This window comes from Desulfuromonadales bacterium (assembly GCA_035620395.1).
Taxonomy (GTDB): Bacteria; Desulfobacterota; Desulfuromonadia; order Desulfuromonadales; family DASPGW01; genus DASPGW01.
Map to the genome: position 1 here is coordinate 1 of DASPGW010000036.1, position 3958 is coordinate 3958.

Consider the following 3958-nt stretch of genomic DNA (forward strand, 5'->3'; position numbering starts at 1 on the left):
GACCGGCCTGCTGGCCGGCAACTTTCATCAGTTCGTGGTTCAGCTCATTGGCGTGGCGGCCGCCGGCGCCTACGCCGTGGCGGTGACCATCGGCATCCTCCTGGCGCTCAAGGCGACCATGGGCCTGCGGGTTACCACGGACGAAGAGCGCATGGGGCTCGACCAGACGGAGCACTCCGAGTCGGGCTACAATATCTGAGTCGCGGCGACTTCCCGTTCAGCAAGGCGGCGCCCGCAGTTGGGCGCCGCCTTTTTTGCGACAGAGTATGCTTTATACACAGAATGAGCAGCCGGTTTCCTGGCGTCGACTATTTCCCGGCCACCCGGGCCATGTCGCTTACCCTTTTGCGTCCCTTCTTGCTCCGGAAAAACTTTAAACTTTAAGGCCTTTGTGGTGTATACGGAAAGTTTCAAGGGCTTATAGGCCCGATGGCACTTTTGTTGCATTTGTGTTCATGACTGCCGCAGCCGATTTCGTCCCGAAACACCCGTGCGGATCCTTATAGATGTGGAGGTAGCCGGCCATGTGTCGCATTGGAGCCATCAAAAGTCTGAATTATGTTCATCCGAGTCAGGCCCTGTTGTTGATGCAGTCACAGCAGAAAGGGCACGACAATTCCGGGTTCGCCATGGTCATGCAGGACCTGGGCGGCATTTTCGAGGGATACAAACATCTTCCCACCCTTTCCCTCGCCTGCACCGACGAGGGGTTGAAGCTCGCCGAGGACATGCTGCATGCCGCCGGCTTCCAGCGGGTGCTGCAGTGGGTGCCGGAGACCAATCCCCAGCCCGGTCTCGACATCAACGCCATGCCCAACTACGTCTTCGAGACCTTCGACTATCCCAAGGCTTACAAGCATGCCACGCAGCAGGAGAAGGAAGAACTGCTGCTCAACATGCGGCTGAAGCTGCGGGCAGCTCTTGAGGACGATGACATGGGTTTCGTCTACTCCTTCTGGCCCGATGTGGTGACCCTCAAGGAGATTGGCGACCCGCGCGACATCGGAACCTATTTCAACCTCTGGCAGCCGGACAAAAAGTTCACGGCCAGAGTGATCACCGCCCAGTGCCGGCAGAACACCAACTACGACATCGTCCGCTACGCCGCCCACCCCTTTTTCCTGCAGGGCTATACGGCGCTGGCCAATGGCGAGAACACCTTCTACCAGAAGAACAAGGAATTCCAGCGCAAGCTGCACCACGGCTACATCGGCTTCGAGTCCGACTCCCAGTGCTTCCTCTATACCCTGCACTACGTGCACCGGCAGCTCGGGTGGCCGCTCTCCTACTACAAGCACGTCATCACGCCGCTCCCCTTCGAGACGATCGAGCGGCGCGACGACAAGGAACAGATGCTGGCCATCCGCCAGTCGCTGTCGCACCTGGAAATCAACGGCCCCAATACCATCATCGGCGTCCTGCCCGATGGCACCCTCTTTACCTGCTGCGACGCCAAGAAGCTGCGCCCGATCGTCATCGGCCGCTCCAGTGATACGGTGGTCTTCGCCTCGGAGGTGTGCGGCATCAACGAAGTACTTCCCGACCGCAACTGGGAAACCGACATCTATCCCAATGAACGGGAGATCGTGGTGATCGGCAACCGCCTGGAGGTTCAGCGATGGAAACAATGAAAATCCATGACGTCACCCCCAACGACCTGCCCTGGAAGATCCGCTACGACGCCAGTCGCTGCACCCTCTGCGGCTCCTGCGTCGCCGCCTGCTCCTTCCGGGCCATCGAACCGAAGGTGGAGCGGCGGCGCATGGTCTTCTCGGAAGGCGACCTGCCCGAGCCGAAGCAGCGCTTCAGTGCCGTGCCGGTGATCCGCCAGGCCCATTCGGTCAAGAACTACTGCCGCGGCTGCGGCATCTGTGAGAAGGTCTGCCCCAACGACGCCATCGGCCCGGTGCGCAATCAGGACACCCGCCACCCGATCGTCACCCGCTGTCTGGCCGGCGACTCGATCAAGCGCGGCGGCCGCAAAAACCTGGAAGCAACCGTGCGCACCCTCGACAAGCTGCGGGTCGGGCGCATTTCGCAGATGACCGACCCCTCACTCGATGCCCAGCGGCACACCTTCGACATGCTCGCCCCCTTCGGCCGCATCCTGCCGGCCGGCAAGCTGCCGCTCAAGATCAATGAGCAGGGGCTGCTGGTCTCCGACGGCCAGGCGCCGCCGGTGCGTTGGATCTACCCGGTGGTGATCGGCGACATGTCGATCGGTGCCCTCTCCTGGCGCATGTGGGAAGGGGTGGCGATGGCCACCGCCTATCTCAACGAGGAGTGTGGCCTGCCGGTGCGGATGTGCTCCGGCGAGGGGGGCGTGCCGGTACGCCTGCTGAAATCCAAATATCTGAAGTACATGATCCTGCAGATCGCCTCCGGCCACTTCGGCTGGAACCGTATCGTCAAGGCGATGCCGTACATGACCGAGGATCCCGCCGGTGTCCTCATCAAGATCGGCCAGGGGGCCAAGCCGGGCGACGGCGGCCTGCTCATGGCGCAGAAGGTGGCCGAGCACATCCAGGCGATCCGCGGCGTGCCCAAGGCCGACCTGCTCTCCCCCCCCAACCACCAGGGGCTCTACTCCATCGAGGAGAGCGTGCAGAAGATGTTCCTCTCCTTCAACGCCGCCTTCAAGTTCCGCGTGCCGGTGGCAATCAAGGTGGCGGCCAGCTCGACCTCGGTCAGCGTCTTCAACAACCTGGTGCGCGACCCTTACAACATCGTCGGCGGCTTCTTCCTCGACGGCATCGACGGCGGCACCGGCGCGGCGCACGAGGTCTCCCTCGACCACACCGGCCACCCGATCGTCAGCAAGCTGCGCGACTGCTACCTGGCGGCCGTCGCCCAGGGGCGGCAGGGTCAGATTCCCCTGTGGGCCGCCGGCGGACTGGGGCGCACCGGGGATCTGGCCGCCGATGCCTTCAAGATGATCGCCCTCGGCGCCAACGGCGTTTTCACCGGCCGCCTCATCCTGCAGATGGCCGGCTGCGTCGGCAACGACATGGGGCGCTGCAACGCCTGCAACACCGGCCTCTGCCCGGCCGGCATCACCACCCAGGAGCCGGCCCTGGCGCACCGCCTCGACCCGGAGAAGGTGGCGCAGAATATCGTCAACTACTTCCTGGCCATGGATCAGGAGCTGAAAAAGCTCATGGCCCCCATCGGCAACTCTTCCCTGCCGGTGGGCCGCTCCGACGCCCTCGTCTCCACCGACCGGGGCGTGGCGGAACGGTTGCAGATCCAGTACGTTTGCTAGGTTAAAGCTCGAGGCTCGAGGCCAAAGGTTAACGGCCGAGGGACTTGAAAAACATCTATAGGTTAAGCGTGTTACCTTTTGCCTCGGGCCTTTGGCCTCTGGCCTGAAAGGGGTTTGATATGGCAGCCCAGATCACCGGATTTGAAAATAACCAGCGCATCTCCACCCAGAAGCTTCTGCAGCAGATATACGCCGCTCTGGAGGCGGGGGAGACCGAGTTCGAAGTCCTCTCTTCGGGCCATCACGATATCGGCGGCCCGCTCTGGACCGGCGACGGCCAGCCCCTCAGGTTTCGGGTGAAGAACCCCGGCCAGCGGGTCGGCGCCTTCGGCCTCGACGGCACCGAGATCGTCGTCGACGGGAGCGCCCCGGCCGATGCCGGCTGGCTCAACGCCGGCGCCACCCTGACCATCCTCGGCGACGGCGGCGACACTACCGCCCACTGCTCGGCCGCCGGCAAGATCTACGTCGCCGGCCGCGTCGGCACCCGTTCCGGCTCGCTGATGAAGCACGACCCGGCCTACGATGCCCCCGAGTTCTGGGTGCTCAAGCACACCGGTTCCTTCTCCTTCGAGTTCATGGGCGGCGGCATCGGCGTCATCTGCGGCGTCGACAGCCAGGACGTCGATTCGGTTCTCGGCGATCGCAGCTGCGTCGGCATGGTCGGCGGCACCATCTACGTGCGCGGGCAGGTTG

General features: G+C 63.3%; 4 protein-coding genes. All 4 read left to right on the forward strand.

Annotation, left to right across the window (positions count from 1 at the left end):
• The coding region (locus tag VD811_02230; protein ID HXV19791.1) for an ammonia channel protein at nt 1-199 on the forward strand (199 nt) is incomplete at its 5' end.
• Between the two features lie 325 nt (nt 200-524).
• Nucleotides 525-1631, forward strand: coding sequence for a glutamine amidotransferase family protein (locus VD811_02235; GenBank protein ID HXV19792.1), 1107 nt, complete (start codon nt 525-527; stop codon nt 1629-1631).
• Complete coding sequence (locus VD811_02240; GenBank protein HXV19793.1) at nt 1619-3262, forward strand: glutamate synthase-related protein; 1644 nt, start codon at nt 1619-1621, stop codon at nt 3260-3262. The genes VD811_02235 and VD811_02240 overlap by 13 nt, the downstream gene beginning before the upstream one ends.
• 119 nt (nt 3263-3381) lie before the next feature.
• On the forward strand, nt 3382-3958 hold a 577-nt coding region (locus VD811_02245; GenBank protein ID HXV19794.1), incomplete at its 3' end, for a 4Fe-4S ferredoxin.

What these genes read in the sequence shown, in the direction of transcription:
- VD811_02240 (HXV19793.1), top strand. Translation starts at nt 1,619, where the DNA reads ATGGAAACAATGAAAATCCATGACGTCACCCCCAACGACCTGCCCTGG.
- VD811_02235 (HXV19792.1), top strand. Translation starts at nt 525, where the DNA reads ATGTGTCGCATTGGAGCCATCAAAAGTCTGAATTATGTTCATCCGAGT.